Annotated in this window: 18 protein-coding genes and 1 tRNA gene; 7 read left to right on the forward strand and 12 right to left on the reverse strand. The window is 71.8% G+C overall.

From position 1 onward, the window contains the following. Positions 1-36 precede the first annotated feature (36 nt). The 4 genes from AQJ67_RS23115 to AQJ67_RS23130 are packed head-to-tail and all read left to right on the forward strand — an operon-like array spanning position 37 to position 3803. On the forward strand, positions 37-687 hold the full coding sequence (locus tag AQJ67_RS23115) for an ABC transporter permease (protein WP_062720962.1): 651 nt from the start codon (positions 37-39) through the stop codon (positions 685-687). Continuing rightward, on the forward strand, positions 677-1915 hold the full coding sequence (locus AQJ67_RS23120; RefSeq protein ID WP_062720963.1) for a betaine/proline/choline family ABC transporter ATP-binding protein: 1239 nt from the start codon (positions 677-679) through the stop codon (positions 1913-1915). The genes AQJ67_RS23115 and AQJ67_RS23120 overlap by 11 nt, the downstream gene beginning before the upstream one ends. Continuing rightward, complete coding sequence (locus AQJ67_RS23125; protein WP_425264173.1) at positions 1912-2847, forward strand: ABC transporter permease; 936 nt, start codon at positions 1912-1914, stop codon at positions 2845-2847. Before AQJ67_RS23120 ends, AQJ67_RS23125 begins: the two co-directional genes overlap by 4 nt. Beyond that, positions 2844-3803 (forward strand): glycine betaine ABC transporter substrate-binding protein, encoded by a 960-nt coding sequence (locus AQJ67_RS23130; protein WP_062720964.1) that lies wholly within the window; start codon positions 2844-2846, stop codon positions 3801-3803. Before AQJ67_RS23125 ends, AQJ67_RS23130 begins: the two co-directional genes overlap by 4 nt. 40 nt (positions 3804-3843) lie before the next feature. On the opposite strand, the gene AQJ67_RS23135 is transcribed toward AQJ67_RS23130, so the two are convergent. The 8 genes from AQJ67_RS23135 to AQJ67_RS23170 all read right to left on the reverse strand — a co-directional run bounded on the left by AQJ67_RS23135 (position 3844) and on the right by AQJ67_RS23170 (position 11604). Further along, positions 3844-4635 carry a S16 family serine protease gene (locus tag AQJ67_RS23135; protein ID WP_062720965.1) on the reverse strand — a complete coding sequence of 264 codons (792 nt, stop codon included), beginning with the start codon at positions 4633-4635 and terminating at the stop codon, positions 3844-3846. Positions 4636-4701: 66 nt separating this feature from the next. Then, positions 4702-5811 (reverse strand): o-succinylbenzoate synthase, encoded by a 1110-nt coding sequence (menC, locus tag AQJ67_RS23140; protein ID WP_062720966.1) that lies wholly within the window; start codon positions 5809-5811, stop codon positions 4702-4704. Beyond that, positions 5808-6581: a hypothetical protein gene (locus AQJ67_RS23145; RefSeq protein WP_062720967.1), complete on the reverse strand. Its 774-nt coding sequence runs from the start codon at positions 6579-6581 to the stop codon at positions 5808-5810. The genes menC and AQJ67_RS23145 overlap by 4 nt, the downstream gene beginning before the upstream one ends. Before the next feature lie 53 nt (positions 6582-6634). Then, positions 6635-7276 carry an IclR family transcriptional regulator gene (locus AQJ67_RS23150; RefSeq protein WP_062720968.1) on the reverse strand — a complete coding sequence of 214 codons (642 nt, stop codon included), beginning with the start codon at positions 7274-7276 and terminating at the stop codon, positions 6635-6637. Between the two features lie 354 nt (positions 7277-7630). Next, positions 7631-9424: a DEAD/DEAH box helicase gene (locus AQJ67_RS23155; RefSeq protein ID WP_062720969.1), complete on the reverse strand. Its 1794-nt coding sequence runs from the start codon at positions 9422-9424 to the stop codon at positions 7631-7633. A gap of 121 nt (positions 9425-9545) precedes the next feature. Next, on the reverse strand, positions 9546-9914 hold the full coding sequence (locus AQJ67_RS23160) for a type II toxin-antitoxin system death-on-curing family toxin (RefSeq protein WP_062720970.1): 369 nt from the start codon (positions 9912-9914) through the stop codon (positions 9546-9548). Further along, positions 9914-10111 carry a hypothetical protein gene (locus tag AQJ67_RS23165; RefSeq protein ID WP_062720971.1) on the reverse strand — a complete coding sequence of 66 codons (198 nt, stop codon included), beginning with the start codon at positions 10109-10111 and terminating at the stop codon, positions 9914-9916. Before AQJ67_RS23165 ends, AQJ67_RS23160 begins: the two co-directional genes overlap by 1 nt. A 32-nt stretch (positions 10112-10143) precedes the next feature. Further along, positions 10144-11604: an MFS transporter gene (locus AQJ67_RS23170; protein WP_062720972.1), complete on the reverse strand. Its 1461-nt coding sequence runs from the start codon at positions 11602-11604 to the stop codon at positions 10144-10146. A 251-nt stretch (positions 11605-11855) separates the two neighbouring features. Between AQJ67_RS23170 and AQJ67_RS23175 the strand changes: the two genes are divergently transcribed. The 3 genes from AQJ67_RS23175 to AQJ67_RS23185 all read left to right on the forward strand — a co-directional run bounded on the left by AQJ67_RS23175 (position 11856) and on the right by AQJ67_RS23185 (position 14249). Then, positions 11856-11927: transfer RNA gene (locus AQJ67_RS23175), tRNA-Cys, on the forward strand. A gap of 275 nt (positions 11928-12202) precedes the next feature. After that, the gene (locus AQJ67_RS23180) at positions 12203-12865 is read left to right on the forward strand and encodes a neutral zinc metallopeptidase (RefSeq protein WP_062720973.1); all 663 of its coding nucleotides are present in this window, start codon (positions 12203-12205) and stop codon (positions 12863-12865) included. Between the two features lie 133 nt (positions 12866-12998). Then, positions 12999-14249, forward strand: a complete 1251-nt coding sequence (locus tag AQJ67_RS23185; protein WP_062720974.1) for a COG1361 family protein — start codon at positions 12999-13001, stop codon at positions 14247-14249. Between the two features lie 112 nt (positions 14250-14361). Here the strand turns inward: AQJ67_RS23185 and AQJ67_RS23190 are convergent, their stop codons facing one another. From AQJ67_RS23190 to AQJ67_RS23205, 4 genes are all read right to left on the reverse strand, one after another. Next, on the reverse strand, positions 14362-15585 hold the full coding sequence (locus AQJ67_RS23190; protein WP_062720975.1) for an SUKH-4 family immunity protein: 1224 nt from the start codon (positions 15583-15585) through the stop codon (positions 14362-14364). Positions 15586-15947: 362 nt separating this feature from the next. Continuing rightward, entirely contained in the window at positions 15948-18257 is a 2310-nt protein-coding gene (locus AQJ67_RS23195; RefSeq protein ID WP_062720976.1) for a xanthine dehydrogenase family protein molybdopterin-binding subunit, read from the reverse strand. Then, positions 18254-19870: a 2Fe-2S iron-sulfur cluster-binding protein gene (locus AQJ67_RS23200; RefSeq protein ID WP_062720977.1), complete on the reverse strand. Its 1617-nt coding sequence runs from the start codon at positions 19868-19870 to the stop codon at positions 18254-18256. The genes AQJ67_RS23195 and AQJ67_RS23200 overlap by 4 nt, the downstream gene beginning before the upstream one ends. Beyond that, positions 19867-20760 carry an FAD binding domain-containing protein gene (locus AQJ67_RS23205; protein WP_062720978.1) on the reverse strand — a complete coding sequence of 298 codons (894 nt, stop codon included), beginning with the start codon at positions 20758-20760 and terminating at the stop codon, positions 19867-19869. The genes AQJ67_RS23200 and AQJ67_RS23205 overlap by 4 nt, the downstream gene beginning before the upstream one ends. Positions 20761-20816: the final 56 nt, after the last annotated feature.

Here is a 20816-nt window from a genome sequence, read left to right on the forward strand (position 1 = left end):
GGGCCTAGGGCCCGTGACCTGGTGGGGTGAGTCCGCGTGAGCTTCTGGGAGTACCTGGGCAACCGCCACCAGCAGCTGCTCGCCGACGCCTGGCAGCACGCCAGTGCCGTGTTCCAGTGCATGGTGGTGGCGACCCTGCTCGGGGTGCTGATCGGTGTGGTCACCTATCGCAGCGAGTGGGCCGGCAATTTCGCCACCCTGTCCACCTCGGGCATTCTGACCATTCCGTCGCTCGCCATGATCGGTCTGCTCATTCCGATCGTGGGTCTTGGCGTACCGCCCACGGTGATAACCCTGACCCTGTACGGCCTGCTGCCGATCGTGCGCAACTCGATCGTCGGGCTGCGCGGTGTCGACCCGACGCTGGTGGACGCGGCCCGGGGTATCGGGATGTCCCGGCTCGCGCGGTTGCTGCGGGTGGAGCTGCCGCTGGCGTGGCCGCCGATCCTGACCGGGATCCGGGTCTCGACGCAGATGCTGATGGGCATCGCGGCCATCGCGGCGTACGCCTCCGGGCCCGGGCTCGGCAATGTGATCTTCCGCGGTCTGGCCTCGCTGGGCAGCGCGAACGCGCTCAACCAGGTGCTCGCCGGGACGGTGGGGATCATCATCCTGGCGCTGCTGTTCGACGCCGCGTACGTCCTGGTCGGGCGGCTGACGATTCCCAGGGGGATCCGTGTCCGATAGCGACAACCACGGCGCCTCCATCGAGCTGGAGAACCTGACCAAGCGGTATCCGGGCAGCGCGCAGCCGGCCGTGGACAACGTGAACATGGAGATCAAGGCGGGCGAGGTGGTCATCTTCGTCGGCCCTTCCGGGTGCGGTAAGTCGACCACGCTCAAGATGATCAACCGGCTGATCGAACCGACCGGCGGCCGCATCCGCATCGGCGGGGAGGACGTCACCGACATCGACCCGGTGAAGCTGCGCCGCAAGGTGGGGTACGCGATCCAGTCCGCCGGCCTCTTCCCGCACATGACGGTCGCCCAGAACATCGCACTCGTACCGAAGATGATCGGCTGGTCGAAGGAACGGATCCGGGACCGGGTCGAGGAGCTGCTCGACCTGGTCGGCCTCGATCCCGGGGAGTTCCACGGCCGCTATCCGCGTCAGCTCTCCGGTGGCCAGCAGCAACGCGTGGGGGTGGCGAGGGCCCTGGCCGCCGATCCGCCCGTGCTGCTGATGGACGAGCCGTTCGGGGCCGTCGACCCGATCACCCGCGATCACCTCCAGGACGAGTTGATCAGGCTGCAGCACGAGCTGCACAAGACGATCGTCTTCGTCACGCACGACTTCGACGAGGCGATCAAGCTCGGTGACCGGATCGCCGTGCTGCGCGAACGGTCCCACATCGCTCAGTTCGACACCCCCGAGGCGATCCTCACCAACCCGGCGGACGACTTCGTCTCCGGGTTCGTGGGCGCCGGGGCGGCGCTGAAACGGCTGAACCTGACCCGCGTACGGGATGTGGAGATCACCGACTACCCGACGGTGACCGTCGACGACCCGCTCCAGGAGATCTTCAACCGGCTCCGGTCCAGCGGCACCAACGAGATCCTGCTGCTGGACAAGCGCCGACGGCCCTACAAGTGGCTGCGGCGCGGTGACCTGATGCGGGCCAGGGGCTCGCTGGCCCGGGCCGGGACGCTGGTGCACGACACGGTGACCCGGGACGCCACGCTGCGGGACGCCCTGGAGGCGGTCCTCATCGACAACGCGGGGCGGGTCGCGGTGACCGGGCGGCGCGGTGAGTACACGGGCGTCGTCGACATGGAGACGCTGATGAACTCGGTGCACGAACTGCTGGAGGCGGACCGGCTGGAGGCGCTGGAGGCCCAGCACGACCTGGAGGAGACACGGGCCGACCTGACACACGCCGAGCAGGAGGGCGACGGAGGGGAGAGGAAGGCGTGAGCGGCCCGGAGGCTCCCGGGACGGGGGCGGCGCCGGAGGAGACGGATGCGTCCGACGGGACGGGCGTGCCCGACGCGTCCGACGGGACGGGCGTGCCCTACGCCTCCGACGGGACGGGCGGGCCCGACGCGCCCTCCGCCGACTCCTCCGACTCCTCTCCCACCGCCCCCTCCTCCCCCACCGCCACGAAGCCCCCGCGCCGGAAGGTGAGCTGGCAGAAGCTCACCTTCGTGCCCGCCCTGCTGGTGGCGATGCTGCTGGCGACCTGGCTGTGGTTCCAGCAGGCCGACCTGGACGCGGTCTCCGAGAACGCGCTGTCGAACGGCCAGGTCTCCAAGGCGCTGTGGCAGCACGTCGAACTCACGGTGATCTCCACGTTCTTCGTGCTGATCATCGCGATCCCGCTGGGGATCCTGCTCACCCGGCGGCCGTTCCGGAAGGCGACCCCGGTGGCCATGGCGTTCGCCAACATGGGCCAGGCGACCCCGGCGATCGGTCTGCTCGCCCTGCTGGTGATCTGGCTCGGCATCGGCCGGAAGGCCGCGCTGATCGGCATGATCGCCTACGCCGTCCTGCCCGTGCTGTCCAACACGATCGCCGGCCTGAAGGCGAACGACCCGACGCTGCTGGAGGCGGCGCGCGGCATCGGCATGTCCCCCATGGGGGTGCTGACCCGGGTGGAGCTGCCGCTCGCGGTCCCGCTGATCCTGGCGGGCGTCCGCACGGCCCTGGTGCTGAACGTCGGTACGGCCACCCTGGCGGTCTTCGGCGGGGGCGGCGGCCTGGGCGTGCTGATCACGGCCGGCATCACCAACCAGCGCATGCCGGTGCTGGTGCTGGGCTCGGTCCTCACGGTCGCCCTCGCCCTGCTGGTGGACTGGCTGGCGTCACTGGCGGAAGTGCTGCTGCGGCCACGGGGGTTGGAGACATGAGGCGCGGCGCGGCTGTCCTGTTGGCGACGGTGCTCCTCGCGCCCTCGGGGTGCGGTCTGACGAGCGGCTCCCCCATGGCCGACGACGTGAAGCCCGGCACGATCGGGCGGGGCGAGCCGCTGAAGGGCGCCGAGCTGACGGTGACGTCCAAGTCGTTCACCGAGCAGCTGATCCTCGGCGCGATCATGGGCATCGCCTTCCAGGCGGCCGGCGCGAAGGTGGTCGACCGCACCGGCATCCAGGGGTCCATCGGCAGCCGGGAGGCGGTGCGCAAGGGGGAGGCCGACGCCGGGTACGAGTACACGGGCACGGCCTGGATCACGTACCTGGGCCGCAGCGAACCGATCCCCGACCCGCGGGCGCAGTGGGAGGCGGTGCGCAAGGAGGACGCGAGGAACGGGGTGACCTGGCTGGCGCCCTCCGCCCTGAACAACACCTACGCCCTGGCGATGAACCAGGCCAACCACCGCAAGTACCGCACGAACACCCTGTCCGAGGTCGCCGCCCTGTCGAAGTCCGACCCCGGCGCGGTGAGCCTGTGCGTCGAGGTCGAGTTCGCCAACCGCGCGGACGGGCTGCCGGGCATGGAGAAGGCGTACGGCATGAACCTGCCCGCGAAGAACATCACCCAGATGGACACCGGGATCATCTACACCCAGGTCGCGAAGGGTGCCTGCGTCTACGGCGAGGTCTACACGACGGACGGCCGCATCAAGTCCATGAACCTCGTGGTCATGGACGACGACCAGAAGTTCTTCCCCAACTACAACGCCGCCCCCATGATCAACACCAACACCCTCAAGAAATGGCCGGCCATCCCGGACGTCCTCGACCCGATCAGCAAGAAGCTGGACAACTCCGTGGCCCAGGACCTGAACGCGAAGGTGGACGTGGACGGGGAGGATCCGCATCAGGTGGCGTTGGACTGGATGAAGGAGGAGGGGTTCGTGAAGTGAGGGAGGTTCCGGGCTGGGAGCGGGCGGCTCCTGGACCCGTCTAGCAGCTCGGAACCGAGCCCTTCCCAGAGTCCAGCGCCTCCAGCGCGTTCACCGCCCCCTTCAGCGTGGTCACCGGGATGAGGCGCAGCCCCTTCGGGAGTTCTGCCTTGGCGTCGGAGCACTCCGGCTTGGGGACGAGGAAGACGGTCGCGCCGTCGCGCTTGGCCGCCTGGGTCTTCAGGGAGACTCCGCCGACCGCGCCGACCTGGCCGGCGGCGTCGATCGTGCCGGTGCCGGCGATGGTGCGGCCGCCGGTGAGGTCGCCGCCGGTGCCGTCGCCGTCGAGTTTGTCGATGATGCCGAGGGAGAAGAGCAGGCCGGCGCTGGGGCCGCCCACGTCCGCGAGGGTGAGGGTGACCTTGACGTTCTTGTCGTTGAGGTCCAGGTAGTTCAGCGCGGCCTCGGTCGCGGCGTCCTGGGACTCCTTCATCTGCTCGGTGTTGTACTGCTCGATCTCCCGCGGGCTCTGCCCGCTCGGATAGACCGAGTCGCGCGGCATGACCGCCTGCTCCGTGCTGAACCAGGCGTCGATCACGTCGCCGAACCGCACGTCCGTGTCGGGGGACGTCGCCTCGATGGTCGTCATGCGCAGCTCACCGCTGGTGTCCCGGGTCGGGGCACCGGAGATCGTGATCACCGGCTCGCCCTTGTTCTCGCCCAGGACGTTCGCCGTCAGGCCGGGCTGCGTCAGCGAGAACGGCAGTGGCGCGAAGGCCGCCGTGGCGAGCAGGGCCACGACCGGCAGAGCGCAGACGGCGACGGCCCGGGGGCGCGTGAGACGAGAGAACACGGGATCAATCTAACGTGGCGACGGAATCCGGCCTGGTGCAGGTGGGAGCTGCCCAGGATGCCCCGTTCAGATCACGTACAGGTCTCGGCGTTCCTCGGTGAAGCGCCGCAGCGCCTCCGGCAGCGGCTCCACCCCGATGCCCGGCGACCGCGGGACCGGAAGGCGCCCGTCCACCAGCACGAACGGCTCCGTGACGTCCTCGGCGAAATAGCGGCTGGACGCCGAGGTGTCGCCGGGGAGAGTGAAGCCGGGCAGGGCCGCCAGGGCCAGGTTCGGGGCGCGGCCGATCCCCGTCTCCAGCATGCCCCCGCACCACACCGGCACCCCGTGCGCGTACGCCACGTCATGGACCCGCCGCGCCTCCAGGTACCCCCCGACCCGCGCGGCCTTGACGTTGACCACCCGGCACGCGTCCATCGCGATGGCGGCCGCCGTGTCACGGGCGTTGTGCAGGGACTCGTCCAGGCAGACAGGGGTCGCGATGCGCTGCTGGAGACGGGCGTGGGCGTACAGGTCGTTCTCCCCCAGCGGCTCCTCGACCAGCAGCAGCCCGAACTCGTCGAGCCGCCGCAGATGCTCGGCGTCCGCGAGCGTGTACGCCGTGTTCGCGTCGACCTGGAGCGGCAGGTCCGCCCCGAAGCGCGCCCGTACGGCCCGTACGGGTTCCAGATCCCAGCCCGGCTCGATCTTCAGCTTGATCCGCACATACCCCTCGGCGAGATACCCCTCGACCGCGTCCAGCAGTTCGGCGACCGTCCGGTGGATCCCGACCGACACCCCCGCCGGCACCCGCTCCCGCACCGCCCCGAGATACGTGGCCAGCGGCATCCCGTACGACCGCAGCTCCGCGTCGAGTACGGCCGTCTCCAGCGCCGCCTTCGCCAGCTCGTGCCCCTTGACCCCGGCCGTCGCGGGCGCGAGGCGGGCCGCGGTGAGCTCGGGGAGCGCGGCGGCTCGCGGCAGCAGGAAGTCACGCAGCACGATCTCCGCGCCGGCCACGAACTCCGAGCAGTACAGCGGCTCGGGGTCGCCCGCGAACTCCGACCAGCCCTCCGCGGTGTCCGTGACGACGTGCAGCAGGAAGGTGTCCTTCGTCGTCATGGTGCCGAAGGACGTACGGAAGGGCCTGACCAGCGGAATCGCCACGTGGACGAGCTCGACGCGTTCGAGTTTCACGAGGCTGCCTCCCGACGGGTGAGCGTGTACCAGCCGTCCCGGGACATACCCGTCGCGACGAAGCCGTCGGCGAAGGCCTTCGTGAACACCTCCCGCACGGCCCGCCGCCAGCGCAGCGCCAGCTCGGGATCGGTGGCCCGCAGCGCCACTATGTCGTCCGGCACCCGGCACCAGACGTACCGGTCGGAGAGGTCGCGACGGGCGAGTGGGCCGCCGTCCGGCGCCGCGTGGGTGGGGGGCGCGGCCTCGCGGTCACCGGGTCCGCCGGCGTCCTCGTCCCGCTCCGGCTCGATCAGGTCCCAGGTCACCGACAGCCGGTCGGTCTCGTCGCCGTCGTTCACACCGTCCGCCATGGGGCCGTAGAAGTCGACGAGGTACTCGGTGCCCGCGGCGCCCAGCTTGACGAAGTTGAACCGGGCGTTTCGGCCGACCAGCGGATCGAAGGTCCAGCGCATGGTGCGGGCACCCTGCTCCAGAGCCCAGTCCCGCTGGGCGAACTTGACGTAACTCCCCAGTCCCCGGTCGGCGGCGGTGAGCATGGAGTACGTCTCTTTGGACGCGGGCGGCCCGAACACCGCGACAGACGCCCCGACCAGCCTCGTCCCGTCGTACGCGGCATGCACCGCCCCACCCGCGTGGGCGATGCTGTGCAGCGTCTCGGGCAGCAGGGGCGGCGCGCTGCGGGGCGTCTGCCATACGTCACTGAAGTAGTCGGCAACAGCGGTGAACCCGGCGGGCTCGTGGACGGTGCGGATGCTCAGTGAGGTCATGACACGAGTGTCGGAGGTGGTTCAGGGCCCTGCCTAGGGGGTGTACGTACGCGTCAGCGCAACGCCTCCGCCACCTCCCGTGCCGCGTCCACGACCCGCGGTCCGACCCGCTCCGGCACCGCGTCGGCCAGCATCACCACGCCCACGCTGCCCTCGACGCCCGTGACCCCGATCAGCGGCGCGGCCGCCCCGCTCGCTCCCGCCTCCAACTCCCCGTGGGTCAGGGTGTATCCGGGGTCGTCCAGCGGCTGCTGCCGGGCGGCGAGGATGGCCCGGCCCGCGGCACCGCGGTCCAGGGGATGCCGGAAGCCGGCCCGATAGGCCACGTGGTAGTCCGTCCACGTCGGTTCCACCACGGCGACGGCCAGGGCCTCCGTGCCGTCCACCAGCGTCAGATGGGCCGTCGCCCCTATGTCCTCGGCGAGCGAGCGCAGCGCTGGCAGCGCGGCCTCCCGTACCAGCGGGTGCACCTGTCGGCCCAGGCGCAGCACGCCGAGCCCGACCCGCGCGCGGCCGCCCAGGTCACGGCGTACGAGTGCGTGCTGTTCAAGCGTGGCGAGCAGCCGGTACACAACGGTCCGGTTCACGCCCAGTTTGTTGGATAGCTCGGTGACGGTCAGCCCGTGGTCCGTGTCGGCCAGCAGCTTGAGGACACGCAGTCCCCGGTCGAGCGTCTGAGAGGTCTCCGCGGTCACGACGCCCACTCCTTAGTGGTGAGGTCGGCAGCCCCCTCGCGGCGGATGCGTCACCGAGTCCCGTCAGTGACGCGCTTCAGAGGCCGCCGATCGGCCGGCGGCTCGGAGTGTCCGAACCGCGTCGCTTCACGGCTGCGCTCCGCGGCGGCGCTGCCACGGGGCGTGTGCGTAGCGGGACATTAGCGAAGCCGGTTCGCTGAGCGGAAGGCTCCGTCCAGAATCCGGGCAGCGGCGGGTAGGACCACGTCGGGTTTGCCCGGAAAGGAGCGGGGCGCAGACGCTTTTTTGGGGGCGCGGGGAACTGCGCGACAAGCCCCCACCGGCCCGCCGCCGACATACGACCTGCCGAACCGCTCACCTCATGCGCGTGGCCCACTCCTGAACCTTGGCAATGCGCTGCCGCAACTGCCCCGCCGTCGCCTCCGCACTCGGCGGCCCCCCGCACACCCGCCGCAGCTCGGTGTGGATCACCCCGTGCGGCTTCCCGCTCTGATGCACGTACGCACTGACCATCGTGTTGAGCTGCTTGCGGAGCTCCATCATCTCCTTGTGCGAGACGACGGGCCGCCGCTCGGCGGGCAGCTCCAGCAGGTCGGCCTCGGTGTCCGGCTTCTTGCGGCTGTGGGCGATCTGCCGGGCCTGCCGCTTCTGGAGGAGCAACTGGACCTGGTCGGGCTCCAGCAGCCCGGGGATCCCGAGGTAGTCCTGCTCCTCCTCGCTCCCCGGGTGGGCCTGCATGCCGAACTCGGCACCGTCGTACAGCACCCGGTCGAAGACGGCCTCGGACTCCAGCGCCTCGAAGGAGAACTGCTCCTGCTCGCCGGTGTCCTCGTCCTGCTCCTTGTTCGCCTCCTCCATCTCCTTCTCGGATTCGGCGTACGGGTCCTCCTCGCCCTCCTTCTTCGGCTTGTCGAGGGCGTGGTCGCGCTCGACCTCCATCTCGTTGGCGAAGGTGAGGAGGTCGGGGACGGTCGGGAGGAAGACGGAGGCGGTCTCACCGCGCCGGCGTGACCGTACGAAACGTCCGACGGCCTGCGCGAAGAACAGCGGCGTGGAGATGGTGGTGGCGTACACGCCGACGGCCAGCCGAGGGACGTCGACGCCCTCCGACACCATCCGCACCGCGACCATCCACCGGTCGTCGTTGCCGCTGAAGTCGTCGATCCGCTTGGACGCGCCGGTGTCGTCGGAGAGGACGAGGGTCGCCTTGGTGCCGGTGATCTCGCGGATGAGCTTGGCGTAGGCGCGGGCGGAGTCCTGGTCGGAGGCGATGACGAGGGCTCCGGCGTCCGGGATGCCCTTCCTGACCTCGGTCAGCCGCTGGTCCGCGGCGCGCAGCACGCTCGGCATCCACTCGCCGCGCGGATCCAGGGCGGTGCGCCAGGCCTGGCTGATCGCGTCCTTGGTCATCGGCTCGCCGAGCCGGGCGGCGATCTCGTCCCCCGCCTTGGTGCGCCAGCGCATGTTGCCGCTGTAGGAGAGGAAGATGACGGGCCGCACGACATGGTCGGCGAGCGCGTTGCCGTAGCCGTAGGTGTAGTCGGCGGCCGAGCGCCGGATGCCGTCGTTCCCCTCCTCGTACGTCACGAAGGGGATGGGGTTGGTGTCGGACCGGAAGGGCGTACCGGTGAGCGCGAGGCGGCGCGTGGCGGGCTCGAAGGCCTCCAGACAGGCCTCGCCCCAGGACTTGGAGTCGCCGGCGTGGTGGATCTCGTCGAGGATCACGAGGGTCTTGCGCTGCTCGACCCGGTTCCGGTGCAGCATGGGCCGCACACCGACACCGGCGTACGTCACGGCGATGCCGTGGTAGTCCTTGCCGAGCGGCCCCGCGCTGTACTCGGGGTCGAGCTTGATGCCTATCCGCGCGGCGGCCACGGCCCACTGCTTCTTCAGATGCTCGGTGGGCGCGACGACGGTCACCTGCTGCACGACATGGTGGTGCAGCAGCCAGGACGCGAGCGTCAGGGCGAAGGTCGTCTTCCCGGCGCCGGGCGTGGCGACCGCGAGGAAGTCACGCGGCTGCTCCTGGATGTACTTCTCCATAGCCCCCTGCTGCCAGGCACGCAGCTTGCTGGCGGTGCCCCAGGGGGCCCGGCCCGGGAAGGCGGGGGATAGGTGGTGCGAGGAGGAGGCGGCGGTGGTAGTCACGGTCTCCGTAGGGGGTAGTGCGGCTCGGCTGGGTATGACAACCGGGCCACCCTACCGGCGGGGTGGTGGGGTCACGGCGCCGACCGGGCAGGGTCGCCCGTGGGTGGGATCGAGGTCACATTCAGCGCGCGAAGCGCGGCAACTGGGCTGCGATCTTGGGTACGTCCAGCGCGCCCTGGCAGACGTCCAGCACGAACCGTTCGGCCTCGTCGACGTCGAAGTCCGAGTCCAAGGGGTGCCCGTTCATGTGCAGGAAGACCCAGGTCGCGTACCAGGCGATGCGCTTGTTCCCGTCGACGAGTGCGTGGTTGCGGGCGAGGGACTCCATCAGCGCGGCGGCCTTCTGCCATACGTCCGGGTAGGCGTCCTGCCCGAACACGCTCGACTGAGGACGTGCCAGTGCGGAATCCAGCAGTCCGTAGTCGCGCACCTCGTCCGCCCCGAGCCGCTGCGCCAGATTCAGCTGCTCCGGCAGCGTGAGGTAGTGCATCAGGCGAGCCTCCGGTTCAGCTCGGCGCTGGCCTTCAGCACATGCTCGGCAGCCTCGTTGAACAGCCGTGAGTGCTCGTTCATGGCCGCGATCACGGCGTCGTGCGCGAAGGCCTGCATGCTTCGCCCTTCCGCCGCCGCGCGCTCACGCAAGGCGTCGAGCTCTTCGTCCGAGAAACGCAGGTTCAGTCCAGCCATACTTCGACGGTACTAGGCGGTACCACTCGGTGTCACCGGGGTTCGTCACGCAGCCGTGTCGCCACCCAGGCCCCCACCAACGCCACCCCCGCCATCGGCAGGAACACCGCCGCGAACGCCGCCGGATGCGACCCGGCGCCGGACTCCCCCGTCGCCGCATGGCTCACCGCGCCGCCGCCCAGCGCCGCGAAGGCCGCGCCTCCGATGGCCAGCAGCACGGCATTGGACAGGCCGTCGGAGATCTGCAGGGCGGCGGAGTTCGTGCCCGCCTCCTCCGGCGCGGAGAGCTGGAGCAGCAGCACGCTGGTGGAGGAGATGACCAGCCCCATCCCGAAGCAGCCGAACGCCCACGCCACGGCCAGTGTCCAGGCCGGCACGGAGTCGATCAGCACGGCGGGCGCGGCGGCGATGGATGCCGCGACCAGCACCATCCCGACCGTCATCAGCCGCTCCCGGTACGGCGCCGCCCGCGGCCGCGACTGCGCCCACGACCCCAGCGCCCACGTCACCCCGCCCGCCGCGAGCGAGAACCCGGCCAACGTCGGCGACAGGCCCCGCTGGGTGACCAGCATCAACGGCACGAAGGACTCGGCCGCGATGAACGACCCCGCGGCGATGCCGCGCAACAGCACCACCGAGGGCAGCCCGCGCGCCGCCCGGTACGTGCCGCGCGGCAGCAGTCCGAGCACGGCCGGCACGAGGAGGGCGACGCCGGCGACGCCGGGGACCAGGGAGAGCCACCGCAGGTCCTGGGCGGCGTACTGCAACAGCCCCGCGCCGAGGGAGATGGCGAGGGCGAGCCGGATCCGGCGCCGGTCGAAGGAGGCGCTGCCCGCCGAGCCGCCGACCGGCCCCGCCGCCCGCCGACGTATCTGCGGCAGCGCGAGGGCGAGCGGGAACACCACGAGCACCGGGATCCCGACGAACACCCAGCGCCAGCCCAGATGCTCGGTCACGGCCCCGGACGCCAACGGCCCCACGATCGACGGCACGACCCAGCTCGCCGCGAACGCCGCCATGATCGCCGGCCGCAGCCGCTCGGGGTAGGCCCGGCCGACGACGACGTACAGGGCGACGATCACCAGCCCGCCGCCCAGCCCCTGCACGGCCCGCCCGAGGATGAACAGCCACATGGCCCCCGCCGTCCCGGACAACAGCAGCCCGGCCCCGAAGGCAGCGATCCCCGCAGTCAGCGCCCCGAGCGGACCCCGCCGGTCCGACCACTGCCCCGCGAGCACCATCCCGGACAGGCTGGTCGTGAAGTACCCCGAGAACGCGAACGCGTACAGCCCCACTCCGTCCAGCTCCCGCGCCGCCACCGGCATGGCCGTCCCGACCGCGGTCGCCTCGAAGGCGATGAGCAGCACGACGGAGACGATCCCGATGCTGAGAGCCCGATAGGCCCTGCTCAGCACGGTCTCCTCGGCCTCGGGGACCAGCGGGGCGTCGGCTCTCTTCGTGACATCGGCGTCACGCGGTTCAAGGACGGTCATGGCCGCCAGCGTAAGGCCCGCAACCAACTTTGACCCCTGTCCGGAGACGGGCTCCGCGCTGCGACCTTGGTCGTACGACCGGCGGGATCGGGGTTTCATGAACGGGGTGTGGCAGTCCCATTACGCCACCCCCGATCCCCTTGAGCCCCGCCCGACCCCCCGCATACGCTCAGTCCACCGACCAAGCCCGGCCCAAACCACACCAACCGGACCGGACTTGCCGACGGCCGCGTGCCCGAGTGGTCGGTAACGGCCGTGTGCCCGAGTGGTTCAGGGGCTCGCCTGCAAAGCGAGTTACGTGGGTTCGAATCCCGCCACGGCCTCAAATACACCTACCCGACGCGTGGCAGCACCCCCGGGGCACCACCTTCGTCCGCCCTCCACCGAGCCCACCGCGCGTTCTCGGCACGCACGGCGTCCACCAGACAGGGCGGGTAGCCACGGCGCGGGGCGGGTCGCTCCTCCGGAGGAGCATGAGGATGCGGCCCACGAACACCGGGTGTTGAATGGATATCAGCGTCCGCCGCGTCCACCGCGCCCTCGCGATTCGCGTTCGGTACTCGACGCCGAAATCTCCTCATGCCGTTCGAGGTAAGCCATGAGCAGGACATTCCGGATGCGCGTGTGCGCGGCAGTGATCGCGCCGATACTGCTCGTCAGCGGAGGTTACGCATACGGCGCGCCCGCGCGTTACGGCGACCCGATGCAGGAGGACATCGACGCGGCGGTGCAGGGCGTGGACGAGTTCTGGAAGAAGCACTGGTCGGAATACTTCACCGAAAGCTATACCCCGCCACAGGTGTTGGGCCTGTACGACGGCACGGCGGCGGACGCGCCCACCTGCGACGGCGTCGCACTGGAAGCGGGCAATGCGCTCTACTGCCCGTCGGAGGACTTCCTCGCGTGGGACGTCGGTCTGATGCAAGAGGGTTATGCGACCGGGGACAGTTACGTCTATTTCGTCGTCGCCCATGAATGGGGGCACGCGATACAGAGCCGGCTGGACGTCACATTGCAGGAAGTCTCCACGGAACTACAGGCCGACTGCCTCGCAGGCGCGGAACTCCAGGGCGCCAAGGACGACGAATCGATCGTCTTCGAGGACGGGGACGCCGCCGAACTGGAGCAGGCGATACACAGCGTTTCCGATCAGCTCCCCTGGACCAATCCCGAAGACCACGGGGACGCCGACCAGCGGACGAAGGCCTTTGTCCGGGGCCTGGACGGCGGCGTCAACGCCTGTCTCCCCCTGACGGCCTAGCGGCACCCCGCGGCACCCCTTCGCAACATCTCCTCAAACAGCGGCACAACCCTGGGCGGCGTCCGGATGTCCAGGACATGACTGGACGGTAATCCTCCGGTCGCCGTGCTTCCTGTCCCGAGGAGACCAACCCGTGCGCCAGCGCATCCGCCCCTCGCACATCCGTCACTCGGCGGCCCTCGTGGCCGCTGCCGCGGTCGTCGCGGCCGTTCCGACGGCCCTCGCGCCCTCGGCCCACGCCGAGGAGGGCGAGCCCTCCCTGGTGATCTCGAATCTGCCGCGCACGTCTCCCAAGCCCGGCGACGTCTACGACGAGTCCGTCGTCATCACCAACAAGGGCACCGCGGCGGCGGACGGCGTCACCTTCCGGATCCGGCTGACCCGAGGGCTCGACTTCCCCGACGCGGTGAAGGGTTGCACCTACTCGACCGTCGAGGACCAGGTCAGGCAGGCGCTCTGCGAGCTCGACACCGTCATCGAACCCGGCGCCTCCGTCGAGACGCCCATCCGCTTCAAGGCCCTGCCCGACGCGCTGATGGAGGCCGTCGAGTACGGCACCTCGGCGACCGGCGCCGCCCCGGGCGAGGGGTTCGACGACAGCTACCGTCGGCTGACCCTGACCGCGGACAGCTCGGCCGACCTCGTGGCCGTCGGTGAGGACACGGAGGCACTCGCGGGCGACCGGCAGTCCATCACGGTGAAGCTCCGCAACGACGGCCCCGGCTGGATCCAGAACCAGGACAGCGACGACCAGACGGCGCTCATGGTGCAGATCCCGCCGGGCACGGTCGCCGCCGAAGTCCCCGACGAGTGCGCCCCGTTCGGGATCGACGGCCCGTCCGGGCCCGCGGGGACCCCGGGCAAGGCCAAGTACGTCTGCTGGCCCGCCGACCACACCCTCGACGTGGGCGAGTCCCTCTCCTTCACCTTCATGCTGGACATCAAGGACGACACGAAGACCACCACCGGCGAGGTGAAGGCGACCTCCGTCTACGACATCCACCCGGTCTTCGACAAGAACCCCGCCAACGACAAGGACCGGATCCGCATCGCCATTCCGACCGACTACGAGCCCGAGCCGTCCCCCTCGGACGACCCGACCGACGGCTCCACCACGGCCGGCAACGGCAACGACCCCGACGGCCAGTCCGTCGGCGGCACAGGCAGCACCGGCGGCACGGGCAGCACGTCGGCCGGCACCTCCGCAGGCACCTCGACCGGCGGCACCGGCGCCTCCACCACCGGCTCCGTCGACGGCAACCTCGCGAGCACCGGATCCGACGGCACCCCGCTGATCGCCGGCGCCGCAGCCGCCGCCGCGGCCTTCGGCGGCGTCCTGGTCATGGCCGTGCGCCGCCGCCGCGCCACCGCCCAGTCCGGCTGACACCACCTCCCCTGAGGCCGGCGACCGAGGTGCCCCAAGGCGCCCGGCACTACCCGGCGCTACCCGGCCTCAGGGACAGGCGTCGTCCTCGCCATCACGTGGTCCAGGCCCGTCACCACGCCCCGCCCACCGACTCGAAGACCCCGCTCGCCTCGTCCTGGAACACCTCTGTCCAGTAGTGCCGGCCGTCGTCGGCCCGGGTGCCGGTCGGGTCGACCGCCGACAGGACCTGGAGCATCGTGATGGCCAGCTGGTCGTAGGTGTCGGGGGTCGTCAGCTCGTGGCCGGACTCCTCGTCGATCGCCTGCTCGCGGTGGAGCAGCCAGAGCGTGAAGGCGAGGGTCGAGACGTCGGTGTTCAGGGGGAACAGTCTCGCCTCGGGCTCGCTCCAGTTCAGGACCGCGCCCGTCTCGCCGTCGATGACCAGGCTGTTGTCCTCGACGAGGTGGCCGAGGCGTATCAAGCGGCCGGCCCCGGCGGGGAGTTCGTCGGTCCACTCCTCGTCGGCGTAGTACTCGGCCAGCGTCTGCAGCGGCACGTCGGTGTCCAGCGAGAACAGGAAGCCGTTCTCCGGGAGGCCCACCTCGCGCAGGAAGCGACGGGTCGGCTCGTGTGCGAGCGTGGCGGGGAAGTCGACCTCCTCGAAGCGCACCACCTTGCCCTGCCCGAACTCCTGGTCCAGCAGGCGCGACGGAAGGTCCAGGGCCAGCCCCGACGCCCCGGCCCGGCCCGCCACCAGCGCCAGGGGGCGGATCAGCGCGGCCATCTTCCAGAACGGCGCCGGCTCGCCGTCCGTGCCCTCCTCGAACACGGCCAGCAGGTGCTGCGAGGCCTCCGCGACCGCCTTCGGGCCGTACCGGCCGACGTAGGACGCGAACTGGCCGCGCAGGCCCGCCAGTTCATCCGTCGCCCCGGCGAACCGGACCAGCGTCCGCAGCGACGGCGCGAGCGCGCGGCGGTCCATCAGGTCGGGGCGGTCGTACAGGAAGTACGTCGTCGAGATCTCGCCCGTCGCGCCGTCCAGCAGGACCGACTCCGCCGCCAGGCCACCGGGGCCCAGCAGTCCGCCTATCACCAGCTGGTCCCGCAGCTCCGCCGCCAGCCGGTCGCCCGGATCGCCCGTCGTCTGCGCCACGGTCCGCAGGACCTCGCGGCCCTCCTGGTCCTGCCGGTCCTCCCGGCAGAGCTCGGCGAAGCTCAACACGCCGCTGTCGCAGGGCAGTCCGGGGCCCGTCAGCCAGCGCCGCGTCTCCGCGTGCGTGACGTAAGGCTCCAGCTCGGCCTCGGTCAGGATGATCGCCGTATCACCGGCGTGTGTCGTGATCGTCGTGCTCATGGCTCCCCCGCATGCGCTTGCTCACCGCCCCAGGGCGGGACACGGCCGACCGCCCGGCCCGCCGGACCCAGCCGCCGTCCCCACTGCCCAGAACACTACGCGCCACCACTGACAACGCCCCCGGATCAGCCCGGCCGCCGGCAACTCCCCCGGCCCGGCACACCCACTGACAGCGCTTCACCTCAGTAGACGCTCAGGGCACCCTCGCACGTTGCCTTTGCGCCACAATCGCCGCGACGGTCTGCGCCACGGTCAGCTCCGAGGAGTCCGCCAACCTCCTGCTGGCCACAACCCGATCCGCGGCACCCGACGCCAGGACGACGCCGTCCGTCACAGCCGTCGCGGCATCCGGGGCGTGCCGGTCACTGCCCGGTCACCACCGCCGCCTGCGGACGGATCGGCAGGCGGTTGACCGGGCGGCCCGTCGCCGCGCGTACGGCGGAGGCGATGGCCGCCGGGGAGGTGACCACCGGGACCGCGCTCACCGCCTTCGCGCCGAAGGGCGCGACCACGTCCCGCTCCTCGACCAGCTTCACGATGCGGATGTCGGGGGCGTCCAGGGCCGTCGGCAGGGAGTAGCCCGTCAGGTCGGGGTGGCGGATCAGGCCGCGGGCCGAGCGCAGGTTCTCGGTGAGCGCGATGCCCAGGCCCTGCGTCACGCCCGCCTCGATCCGCGCCTCCAGCTGGGCCGGGTTCAGGATCCGGCCGACGTCCTGGGCGAGGGCCAGCTCGACCACGCGGACCGAGCCCAGCTCGATGTCGACGTCGACGACCGCGCGGATCGCGCAGAAGGCCATGCCGACGAAGGCGTCGCCCTGACCCGTCTCGTTCAGCGGTTCGGTGGGGTGGGGGCGGCACTGGGCCGTGGCCCACAGTTCCTTGCCGTCCAGCGCCTCGGTGACGGTCGTCGACAGGACGCCGTCGTACGACGTGATCTTGCCATCGGTGATCTGGAGCAGCTCGGTGGACATGCCGAACTTGTGCGCCAGGGGCTGGAGCAGTTGCGTACGGACCATCTTGGCCGCGCGCTCCACCGCGCCGCCCGACACCCAGGTGTGACGGCCTCGGCAGCCGGCGCCCGCCGGGGGCTGGTCGGTGTCGACGGGCGCCACGTGCACCTCGTCGATGCCCAGCGTGTCCTGGACGATCTGCCGGGCCAGCGTCGCGAAGCCCTGGCCGGTCTCGACGGCGGCGCACAGCACCGTGGCCACCCCGTCGTGCACCTTCACCGTGGCCGTGGAGACCTCGTCCGCGCCCTCGGCGCCGAGCATGTGCACCATGCCCAGGCCGTAGCCCACGCCGCGCCGCACGGCACCCGGTTCGCCCGCGCCCTCGGGGCCGCCGGGCAGCAGCCACTCGTCCTCGGGCGTGTCCTTGGGGAGGGCGGGCAGCGGGTAGTCCCGTACGGCCTGGAGCAGTTCCGCGACCGGCGCCGGGCAGGTCACCGTCTGGCCGGTCGGCAGGACGTCACCGGTCGCCATGGCGTTGCGCAGGCGCAGTTCCGCCGGGTCCACGCCGAGCTTCTTGGCCAGCTTGTCCATCTGCGCCTCGTAGGCGGCGCAGACCTGCATGGCGCCCTCGCCGCGCACGTGGCCGGAGGGCGGGTTGTTGGTGCGCACGGCCCAGCCCTCGATGAAGGCGTTCGGGACGACGTAGGGACCGCAGGCGAAGCCGACGGCGGCGGCCAGGGCCTCGGCGGACGTGTCCGCGTACGCGCCCGCGTCCAGCAGGATCTGCGCCTCGACCTTCACCAGCCTGCCCTCGGCGTCCGCGTGGTGGCGGTACCGCAGCAGCGTCGGGTGGCGGTGCACATGGCCCAGGAAGGACTCCTCGCGCGTGGCCGTCAGCTTCACCGGGCAGCCGGTCTTCAGCGCCAGCAGGCCGAGCGGAAGCTGGAAGCCCTGGTCCTCGCGGTCGGCGGTGGCGCCGGGGACGCCGGTGACGACGACCTTGACGCGCTCGGGTTCCAGGCCGTAGCAGGCGGCGGCCCGGTCGCGGTCGGTGTGCGGGTCGGTGGAGGCCAGGTAGAGCTCCACGCCGCCGTCGGGACGCGGGACCGCGAGGCCCGCCTCGGCGCCGATGGGGGCGGGGTCCTGGCGGCCGATGCGGTACAGGCCCTCGACCACGATGTCGCCGGCCGCGTCGGGGTCGCCGTGGCGCAGCGGGATGTGGCGGATCAGGTTGCCGTCGGGGTGCAGCGGCTCGGCCTCGAAGGCCTGCTCGGGGTCGGTGACCGGGTCGAGTACTTCGTACTCGACGATGACGGCGGCGGCGGCCAGTCGCGCGGTGTCCGGGTGGTCGGCGGCGACCGCGGCGATGGGCTCGCCGTGGTGGCGTACGACCTCGGAGGCGAAGACCGGGCGGTCCGGTGTGCCGCGGCCGTGCAGAGGGCTGCCCGGCACGTCCTCGTGCGTGACGACGGCCCGGACGCCGGGCATCTCGCGCGCGTGGGAGGTGTCGATGGACGTGATGCGCGCGTGCGGGTGCGGCGAGCGCAGTACGGCCGCCCACAGCAGGCCCTCGGCCCACAGGTCGGCCGCGTACGGGAACGTGCCCTCGGTCTTGGCGCGGGCGTCGGCGGCCGGCAGGGAGGCGCCGAGGCCGTGCGGGATCGGCTCGGGGGCGGGTGCTGCCTCCGCGGCTGTGGTCGCGGTGGCGGCTTCGTTGCTCACGCCTGGCCTCCGTCCTGTCCGTACGCCTGGTCATGCGGTCCCCCGGGGCCGCGTGCCTCGAACGCCGACGGGTTGACCCCGCCGGCCCCGGGGCCCGCCTGGTGGGGAATACGTGGCTCGTCGCCGTTCTGTTCGCCGTCGCCGGCCGCCGTGTGGGCCTCGCGTTCGGCGACGACCTCCTTGACGGCCTCGACCACGCCCCGGTATCCGGAGCAACGGCAGAGGTTGCCGCAGAGTGCCTGGCGGGTCTCCATCTCGCTGGGCGCCGGGTTGCCCTCCAGCAGGTCGTGCACGGTCATCGCCATGCCCGGCACGCAGAAGCCGCACTGCACGGCGCCGCACCGCGCGAGCGCCCGCTGCACGTCGGAGGGCTGCCCGTCCTCGGCGAGGCCCTCGACGGTACGGACCTCGCTGCCCGCGGCGGTGACGGCGGGCACCAGGCAGGACGCCACGAGCCGTCCGTCGACCTGCACGTTGCAGGCCCCGCACTCGCCCTGCGAGCAGCCGTCCTTGGCGCCCGCGAGGCCGAGCCGTTCACGCAGCACGTAGAGCAGCGACTCACCGATCCAGGCGTCCGAGACGGGCCGGTCGACGCCGTTGACGCGCAGGACGTAGGAGGCGAGGGGGTGTTCCTCGCCGGTGGGGGCCGGTACGCCGTCGGAGGCGGCGGTCCGGGCCGGTTCCTCGGCGGGGGCGCCGTCCTCGGCCGGGGCGGTCTCGGCGGACGCCTCTGCCGGGCCCTCTGCGGCCTCTGGGGCGCCCTGGGTGTCCGGGGCGACCTCACCGGGCCCGGGGGCGGTCTGTGAGGCCTGTGCGGGCTCTGAGGGGCTCTCGGCGGACTCCTCGGCGGGCGGCTCGGGCGTGAACTCGGGCGCGCTCTGGGCCTGATGCTCGTGCGGGTGCGGGACGGGCTGCTCGGCGGCGTACGCGTCGGGGTGCGGCGGCTGCCCGTGCACGTGCCCGGCCGCGGACCCGGCTCCCACCGCCTCCTCGGCCGTCGCGGCGGCCTCGGCCTGCTGACCCCACGGCTGCCCGGTCGGCTGCGTCGCCCAGGGCGCGGGCGCGCCGCCGGGCAGGGTGGCCGGAGGGGTTCCGCCCCACTGCTCGACGAGCGACGACGTGGTGAACTCGCCCGATTCATCCGGAAGGTCACCATCGGCGACGGGGATCGACCACTGCCCGGTGACGTCGTGACCGGGCGCGGCAGCGGCCTCGTGACCCGCCGGGCCGGCCTGGCCCTGCGCGGTCTCCGAGAAGTCCCACTGCTGGGTCGCCCCGGGGTTGTACGCGAACTGGCCGGTGCCGGCGCCCTGCGCCATGGCGTTCGGGTCGGGCCACTGGTTGCCGTCGCCGGGCGGGCCCGCGACCGGCCAGCCGCCCGGGGCCGCGGGGTCGGCGTTCCCGGCCGGTCCCGGTGTGGCCGTTATCTGCGGGGGCACATAGCCGTGGCCGCGCGCGGCGAGCGGGGTGTCCGAGGAGGCCAGGAGGGCGTCGACGCCCCCTTCGGGAAGCTTGACGAAGGCGGTGGCGCCGTCGTCGTAGTCGCCCTGGGGCAGCGGGTCCCAGCGACCGCCGCCCTGGGGCGTGCCCTCTCCGTGCTGGTCGTCGGTCACGACAGCGCCCTCCCCAGTGCTCGTCGGGCCAGCGCGGCGACGGTGCGCCGCAGGTGCAGTACGGCGGGCGGATGCTGCGGTACGGAGCCGTCCTCGGCCGGGGCCGGGTCCGGGATGCAGGCCGCGGCGACGTACTCCCCGAAGGCGTTCAGGGCCTCGGGGACGATCGCGCGGTTGTTGTCCCAGTCGATCAGCTGGGCGACCCAGTGCTCGGCGTCCAGCGGCCGCAGCGGCATCGGCGCTATGGCGCCGACGGCGCACCTGATGCCGCGCCGCGCCGGGTCGAGCACGACGGCGACGGATGCCATGGCGCGCCCCGGGCCGGTGCGGCCGGTGGCCTTGAGGAAGACCTGCGGGGCGTGCAGCAGCGGCACGCGCACGTAGCCGATGAGTTCACCGGCCCGCAGCATGTCCATGCCGGCCAGCAGGTGCGACACCGGGATCTCCCGACGGGCTCCGCCCGGGCCCGCGATGATCAGGGTCGCTTCGAGGGCGGCGAGGACCGGCAGCGCGTCACCGGTCGGGGACGCCGAGGCGATGTTGCCGCCCAGGGTGCCCGCGTTGCGGATCTGCGGCGGGCCCGCGGCGCGTGCGGCGGCCGCGAGCGCCGGGATCAGGGCGGCGAAGTCGGGGCGACCCATACGCGCGTGCGTGAGGCCCGCTCCGAGCAGGGCGTGACCGTCCTGGTACTGCCAGCCGCGGATCTCGCTGATCTTGCCGAGGCCGACCAGTGCGGCGGGCCTGAGCTGCCCGGAGTTGACGGCGGCCATGAGGTCGGTGCCGCCCGCGACGGGCACGGCGGCGGGCACGGCGGCGAGTGCCGCCACGGCCTCGTCCAGCGTCGTGGGCAGCGTGACGGCCTGCGCCGCCTGCGGTGCGCTCGTGGTCAAACCGGCTGCCCCTTCCCGCTGCCCCACCTGGTCCCACCTGTGCTGCCGTACGGTAC

It is taken from the genome of Streptomyces caeruleatus, assembly GCF_001514235.1.
Lineage (GTDB): Bacteria > Actinomycetota > Actinomycetes > Streptomycetales > Streptomycetaceae > Streptomyces > Streptomyces caeruleatus.

Coding starts and splice junctions, on each gene's coding strand:
- AQJ67_RS23180 (WP_062720973.1), top strand. CDS start 12,203: ATGAGCAGGACATTCCGGATGCGCGTGTGCGCGGCAGTGATCGCGCCG.
- AQJ67_RS23190 (WP_062720975.1), bottom strand. CDS start 15,585: ATGAGCACGACGATCACGACACACGCCGGTGATACGGCGATCATCCTG.
- AQJ67_RS23165 (WP_062720971.1), bottom strand. CDS start 10,111: ATGGCTGGACTGAACCTGCGTTTCTCGGACGAAGAGCTCGACGCCTTG.
- AQJ67_RS23160 (WP_062720970.1), bottom strand. CDS start 9,914: ATGCACTACCTCACGCTGCCGGAGCAGCTGAATCTGGCGCAGCGGCTC.
- AQJ67_RS23130 (WP_062720964.1), top strand. CDS start 2,844: ATGAGGCGCGGCGCGGCTGTCCTGTTGGCGACGGTGCTCCTCGCGCCC.
- AQJ67_RS23170 (WP_062720972.1), bottom strand. CDS start 11,604: ATGACCGTCCTTGAACCGCGTGACGCCGATGTCACGAAGAGAGCCGAC.
- AQJ67_RS23145 (WP_062720967.1), bottom strand. CDS start 6,581: ATGACCTCACTGAGCATCCGCACCGTCCACGAGCCCGCCGGGTTCACC.